The following is a 6539-nucleotide window of genomic DNA, read 5'->3' as shown; positions in this document are numbered from 1 at the left end:
CTGAGTGACATGCGCCAACACACAGGACTGGGTCGGTATCTCGAAGCGCTCGATCAGCCGGTCCAGCGCGCGCCAGATCGGCGCGAGCGCGGCCGGGTCGTCCGATACCGGATTGACCCCGATGCAGGCGTCCCCGGCCCCGAGCAGCAGGCCGTCCAGCGTACTGGCGGCAATCCCCGCCAGCGCATCGGTCGGATGGTTCGGTTGCAGCCGTACCGAAAATCGGCCGGGCAGCCCCAGGGTGTTGCGAAACGCGGTGACGACGCGCAGTTTGCTCGCGACCAGGATCAGGTCCTGATTGCGCATCAGCTTGCTCACGGCGGCGACCATCTCCGGCGTCAGTCCTGGCGTGATCGCGCGCAGTGCCTCCGGCTGAAACAGCTGCGCGAGCAGCCAGTCGCGAAACGCACCGACCGTCAGGCCCGCAACCGGGGCGAACGCGGCCGCGTCATGCGTATCGACGATCAGCCGCGTGACCTCGTCGGTCTCATACGGAATCAGCGGATCGTCCAGAAAATCCGCCAGCGGCACGTCGGCCAGCACCGTCTGCGCCGCCACGCGCTCCGCCATGGAACCGGCGGCCAGCCCAGCCAACGCGTCACCGGAACGGGCCGGCGATGCCTTGGCCAGGACCTCCCTGAGGTCGCTGAACTGAAAACTCCGGTGCCCGATTGGGCAGCGATAAACCGCGGGTGCGCTCACTTCAGGTATTCCCGGAACGTCCGATACCTCAGCTTAGCAGCGCGGGACGCGAGAATTTTCCCGCTCTCAGCCGGGCGATGAAACGATCGAATTTCGCTGCCCGTTCAAGTCTCGTGATTCATTTGCATGAAATATGCGTATGTCTCGATGTATGTTATGGACCTGCGCGAATTATTCGTGCTAGCCGAGCGGCGGGTTTGTTCGGGCGGCATCAAGAGAAATGACCTGCTCAGGATGAGCTCACCGGTCGGGGAAGGACTTGCTGCGCCCCGGCCGTCAACAATCACACCGGGAGCGAATTTCGGGATGGAAGAATCAGGTAATCCGGTCAGTCAGGCAGCCATCGGGCGGCTCGGGCTGGACGGCCCTGTGCACGATCACACGGTGAACCAGCTACTGAAACTGGCGGCCCGCACGCTCGGGTTCGACCATGCGGGCCTGCTTGTCAGCGTCGACGGGCGGGAGCAGTTCATCGCACATACGGCCGGCGCCTGGCCCAGCGCACCGGGGGTGTCCGCACTTTGCAGCCTGTCGGTCGTCCGCGGCGAACCGCTGCTGATCCGCGATCTCGGCGCATCCTCCGAATTCAACTATCACCCGTCCGTGGTCGGCGGGCCGCAGTTCCGCGCGCTGGCGTCGATACCCCTATATTTCGGCATGCCGACACCAGTGTGCAGCCTGTCGCTGCTGCGTGACACGCCGCTGGATGCCGACCCGTCGAGCTTGAAGCCCACGGTCGAACTCGTGGCCGGCCTGATCGAGGATGCCCTGCTGCGACGGGACAACGCCGTGCGCGATGGAGTCACCGGCCGTTACAACCGGCGATTCTTTCGCGACCACGTGGGCGCCGAATGGCGCAGATCGCTGAAATCCCAGCTGCCGCTGACCCTGATGGCGGTCGGCCTGCAACCGCCGAAAGGCCAGTTGCCGCCCGCCGGTGACAGCGGCCTGCGGTTGGTCGCAGACGTGCTGCAATCCTCCGTCCGGCCGAACCGGGATCTGGTCTGCCACTTCGAGGACCAGCGCTTCGTCGTGGTCCTCCCCGGCACGGTAATCAACGACGCCGTCAATCTGGCCCATGGCATCTGCGACGCGGTGGAACGCGTGGGCTGGTCCGACGGCAAGACCGAGGCGATCACGGTCTCGATCGGGCTGTCCGGCACTGAACACGAAGATCAGCTCCGCGCCGAATACGCCAGCGATCTGATGCAACGGGCATTTTCCGCGCTATTCCACGCGCTGGACGACGGCCCTGGCGGCGTTCGTGTCGAGTTCAATCCCCTGCTCCGTGCCGGGGACGGCTGACCCACCCAAACAACCGCGCACGTCAAATGCTCAAGGCTGTCACCGAAACCGCCGCCGCCGTCGCAAACGAGCTGATCCTCTCGGCTTATGGCGAGGACTGCGATCTGCCTGCGCGCAAGCTCGTCTCGTTGGTCTATCTGGCGCATGGCTGGCACCTGGGCTACTACAACGCGCCGTTGCTCAACGAGCCGATCGTCGCAACACCATTTGGCCCGGGCGTCGCGTCGCTGAACCACCGACTGCGACTGGAATCGACATCCGGCATCCGGGCCCTGCTCATCCAGCGTGATGGCATGTCGCCGCGCATGTCCAACCCCCATCGCCTGGAAAAGCACCTGCAGGTGCTCTGGACCGTTTACGGGCGCATGACCGTCGAGCAAATCGAGCGGCTTACCTGCCTGCGCGGCAGCCCGTGGTGGACGGTATGGCAGCAGTCGGACACGGCGTCCGATTCCCCCCGAATCATTCCGGATGACCTGATCCACGCACACTTCGTCCGTCGGACCAATCGCCATCGCACGGTGGCCAACGAAGCGTTCTACGACCGCTGAATCGCGCCCCGCCGAATCGCCGGCGAATCAATCAATGACGCAGATCGCAACGGCCACGCCATCGACGCGCTAAGCTCCGCTCGCCAGAGCAATAATCACGATGAATAAGGAGACAAGATGGCAACCGACCTTCAACGCTTCATGTCGGGGCTCAAGCGGCGCAATCCGGGCGAGAAAGAATTTCATCAGGCGGTGGAGGAAGTGGCTGCCGACCTGATCCCGTTCATCAAGGCGCATCCGAAATACGACGAACTGCAGATTCTCGAACGACTGACCGAACCGGACCGGATCATCAGCTTCCGGGTCTGCTGGCAGGACGATCAGGGCAACGTCCGCACCAACCGCGGATTCCGCGTGCAGCACAACAACGCGATCGGTCCGTACAAGGGCGGGCTACGCTTTCACAAGAGCGTCAATCGCTCGATCCTGAAGTTCCTGGCTTTCGAGCAAACCTTCAAGAACAGTCTCACCGGCCTGCCGATGGGCGGTGCCAAGGGCGGCTCGGACTTCAATCCCAAGGACAAGAGCGAACACGAGATCATGCGCTTCTGCCAGGCGTTCATGACCGAGCTGTATCGCCACATCGGCCCCTACACTGACGTGCCGGCCGGCGACATCGGCGTCGGTGCACGCGAGGTCAGCTACCTGTTCGGCCAGTACAAGCGCATCTCCAACCAGTTCACCGGCACCATCACCGGCAAGGGCCTGGCCTTCGGCGGCAGCCTCATCCGCGCCGAGGCCACCGGCTACGGCGCGGTCTACCTGCTCGATGACATGCTCCAGGCCCAGGGTCAGGGCCTGGAAGGCAAGTCCGCGGTGATTTCCGGATCGGGCAACGTGGCGACCCACGCCGCCGAAAAGCTGATCGACCTGGGCGCCAGGGTACTTACGCTCAGCGATTCCAGCGGTTTCGTCTACGACAAGGCCGGCATGACCCAGGAGAAGATCGACTGGATCAAGGACCTGAAGGAACGCCGGCGTGGGCGGATCAAGGAATACGCCGACGAGTTCGGCGCGGAATACCATGAGGGAGCCCGCCCCTGGGGGGTCACCGCCGATCTCGCCCTGCCCTGCGCGACCCAGAACGAGCTGAACGAGGGCGAGGCGAAGACACTGGTCGCCAACGGCTGCATCGGGGTCTCCGAGGGTGCGAACATGCCGTCCACGCTGGATGCGATCCACGTGTTCCAGAACGCCGGCATTCTCTACGCGCCCAGCAAGGCAGCCAACGCCGGCGGGGTCGCGGTCTCCGGTCTGGAGATGACCCAGAACTCCATGCGCCTGTCATGGAGCAAGGACGAGCTGCTGGAACGGCTGCGCAAGATCATGGCCGGCATTCACGAGCAGTGCGCCCTGCACGGCCGCGTCGAAGGCGGACGCGTCGACTACGTCAAGGGCGCCAACGTCGCCGGCTTCATCAAGGTGGCCGACGCCATGGCGGCCTACGGGGTCATCTGACCGACGACATCACCGCGCCTTGAGCCGGGGCAGCGGCATCGACCACCGATGCACGACCGTTCAGCGTCGTGCATCGGTACCCTGCGCGGATCACACCGTGACCACGCTCCGATCAGGATCGCATGCGGCGACATGCCTGACGCGGGTTAGGCATGGAGGGCCATGATCCTCGGATCCATTCTCCGTCACATGGCCATGCAAACCCGGCTTCATTCGATGCAGACCAGTGTGGCGAAACCAAAGCCCACCGTGCTCATGCAGATAGGCCTTGGCGACCAGATACGGTACCGGCTTGCCGTCGAACAGCGGCGGCGGCATGCGGCACAGGACCACGGCATCCCTGGCCTCGTCGTTGTCGTCCACGGCCACGATGCGGCCGCGTTCGCCCGCGTAGAGGTGTGTTCTCATGATTCGTCGGCATCCATGTCGGCGTCAGGCTTGAGAAGCGTTCAGTGCTTACCTGAGTAGTACGAATCACGGCCAAAAATCCGGACATGCGATGATCCGCCGACACACAAAGGGAGACATCGCATGACTATTGCACTCTGGTGCGTTCTGGCCGGCGGCCTGATGCCCTACATCTGGACGGGATTCGCGAAATTCACCGGCGACCGCAAGCTCACGCCCGAGGACAACAAGAATCCCCGTGCGTTTCTAGCGGAAGCGACCGGCAGGCAGGCCCGCGCGAACAACGCACAGCTCAACGCCTTCGAGGTCTTCCCGCTGTTCGCGGCCGGCGTACTGACCGCCGAATACCTGGCTGCGCCGCAGGGCACGGTCAATCTGATCGCATTGCTTTGGGTCGGCCTGCGCCTGGTCTACGGCTTCATCTACCTCGCCGACATCGGCGCGCTACGCAGCCTGATCTGGCTTGGCGGGCTGATCTGCTCGATCTCGCTGTTCGTGGTCGCGGCCTAGCTGCAGTCCCCACCGGGCTCAGTCGCCGACGAGACTGACGCTGACACGTCGGCGGTGCGACTGCGCCCGGAACTCCCAGACGAACAAACCCTGCCAGGTGCCGAGCTGCAACCGGCCATCCATCACGGGAATCGTGAGCTGGCAGCCGGTCAGCACGCTGCGGACATGCGCCGACATGTCATCCGGCCCCTCGGCGGTGTGGATGTAGCGCGGATCGCCATCGGGGGCGAGGTCCCAAAGATAGGTGCGCAGGTCGTGCTGAACATCGGGATCGGCATTCTCGCAGACGATCAGGCCAGCGCTGGTGTGACGCAGCCACAGCGCGCACTGCCCGGTCCGGATGCCCTGCGCGGTAACCCAGCGGGCCACGTCGTCGGTGAATTCGGTCAACGCACCGGGGTTCGTGGAGATGGAGAATTCGGTGGCGGCGGCGGACATGCGGGCTCCGTCTGTCAGGGACGAGCCTGATATTCTCGCGCACGACCACACGGGGAGACAGACATGAAGCGCCGGGACTTGATCGGCGCCGGCCTCGGGGCGGCCTCGCTGGGCGCCCTCGCCGGCTGCAAGCAGCAAGCATGCGAATCCGGAACGACCACGACGGGTTCGACGCAATTCCACTGGAAGATGGTGACGACCTGGCCGCCGAATTTCCCGGCGCTGGGAACCGGCGTGAACTTCCTCGCCGACCTGATCACCAGCCTGTCCGGCGGTCGTCTGACCGTGAAGGTCTACGGCGCCGGCGAGCTGGTCCCGGCCTTCGAGGTGTTCGATGCGGTCTCGGCCGGCACCGCGGAGATGGGTCATGGCTCGGCCTATTACTGGAAGGGGAAAATTCCGGAGGCGCAGTTCTTCTCGTCAGTGCCGTTCGGCCTGACCGCGCAGGAGATGAGCGGCTGGCTGTACTTCGGCGGCGCGATGGAGCTTTGGCGCGAGGTCTACGCACCCTACGGGCTGGTGCCGTTTGATGCCGGCAACACCACGGTGCAGATGGCCGGCTGGTTCAACAAGCCAATCAACTCGGTCGCCGACCTCACGGGCCTGAAGATGCGGATTCCCGGCCTGGGCGGCGAGGTGCTGCGACGGCTGGGCGTGACCGTGCAGAACATCCCCGGCGGCGAGCTGTTCCAGGCGCTGAACGACGGCACCATCGACGCCACCGAATGGGTCGGGCCTTACAACGACCTCGCCTTCGGCCTGCACAAAGCCGCCAAATATTGCTACTACCCGGGCTGGCACGAGCCGGGCACGGTGCTGGAATGCATCGTGAACAGGAAGGCCTTTGACCGCCTGCCCGAGGATTTGCAGGCTATCGTCGAGGCGGCCTGCCGCGTCGCCAGCCAGAACATGGTCGCCGAGTTCACCGCCCGTAACGACCGCGCATTGCAGACCCTGGTCGACGAACACGGCGTGGACCTGCGCCCGCTGCCCGCCGACGTGCTCGCGGCAATCAGCACCGTCGCGGACGAGGTCGTCGCCGAGGTCGGCCGGACCAATGCGATGGCCGAACGCATTTACGCGTCGTACATGACGTACCGCAAGGGCGTCTCGCGCTGGACCGATATCGCCGAGCGTGCGCTGCTCAATGCGAGGGAGAGCTAGTCG

Annotated in this window: 8 protein-coding genes; 5 read left to right on the top strand and 3 right to left on the bottom strand. The window is 64.6% G+C overall.

The window, feature by feature from the left end; translation table 11 throughout:
• A partial coding sequence (gene eutB / locus ABNS06_RS12550) for an ethanolamine ammonia-lyase subunit EutB (RefSeq protein ID WP_348674940.1) occupies positions 1-702 on the bottom strand: 702 nt, incomplete at its 3' end.
• 306 nt (positions 703-1008) lie between these two features.
• Between eutB and ABNS06_RS12545 the strand changes: the two genes are divergently transcribed.
• The 3 genes from ABNS06_RS12545 (at position 1009) to gdhA (ending at position 4016) form a co-directional block, all read left to right on the top strand.
• Complete coding sequence (locus ABNS06_RS12545; protein ID WP_348674939.1) at positions 1009-2007, top strand: sensor domain-containing diguanylate cyclase; 999 nt, start codon at positions 1009-1011, stop codon at positions 2005-2007.
• Between the two features lie 26 nt (positions 2008-2033).
• Positions 2034-2558: a hypothetical protein gene (locus tag ABNS06_RS12540; protein WP_348674938.1), complete on the top strand. Its 525-nt coding sequence runs from the start codon at positions 2034-2036 to the stop codon at positions 2556-2558.
• 117 nt (positions 2559-2675) lie between these two features.
• Positions 2676-4016 carry an NADP-specific glutamate dehydrogenase gene (gene gdhA, locus ABNS06_RS12535; protein ID WP_348674937.1) on the top strand — a complete coding sequence of 447 codons (1341 nt, stop codon included), beginning with the start codon at positions 2676-2678 and terminating at the stop codon, positions 4014-4016.
• Positions 4017-4106: 90 nt separating this feature from the next.
• Here gdhA and ABNS06_RS12530 read toward each other — a convergent pair whose 3' ends face one another.
• Positions 4107-4424, bottom strand: a complete 318-nt coding sequence (locus ABNS06_RS12530; RefSeq protein WP_348674936.1) for a hypothetical protein — start codon at positions 4422-4424, stop codon at positions 4107-4109.
• A 123-nt stretch (positions 4425-4547) separates the two neighbouring features.
• Here ABNS06_RS12530 and ABNS06_RS12525 point away from each other — a divergent pair, with 123 nt between their 5' ends.
• Entirely contained in the window at positions 4548-4934 is a 387-nt protein-coding gene (locus tag ABNS06_RS12525) for an MAPEG family protein (RefSeq protein ID WP_348674935.1), read from the top strand.
• A gap of 18 nt (positions 4935-4952) precedes the next feature.
• Here ABNS06_RS12525 and ABNS06_RS12520 read toward each other — a convergent pair whose 3' ends face one another.
• The gene (locus ABNS06_RS12520) at positions 4953-5372 is read right to left on the bottom strand and encodes a secondary thiamine-phosphate synthase enzyme YjbQ (RefSeq protein WP_348674934.1); all 420 of its coding nucleotides are present in this window, start codon (positions 5370-5372) and stop codon (positions 4953-4955) included.
• 63 nt (positions 5373-5435) lie between these two features.
• Between ABNS06_RS12520 and ABNS06_RS12515 the strand changes: the two genes are divergently transcribed.
• The gene (locus tag ABNS06_RS12515) at positions 5436-6536 is read left to right on the top strand and encodes a TRAP transporter substrate-binding protein (protein ID WP_348674933.1); all 1101 of its coding nucleotides are present in this window, start codon (positions 5436-5438) and stop codon (positions 6534-6536) included.
• The last annotated feature ends 3 nt before the right edge of the window (positions 6537-6539 follow it).

Origin of the sequence: uncultured Abyssibacter sp., assembly GCF_964000955.1 — a bacterium.
GTDB lineage: Bacteria > Pseudomonadota > Gammaproteobacteria > Nevskiales > OUC007 > Abyssibacter.
This window is presented reverse-complemented; position numbering and strand designations above follow the sequence as displayed.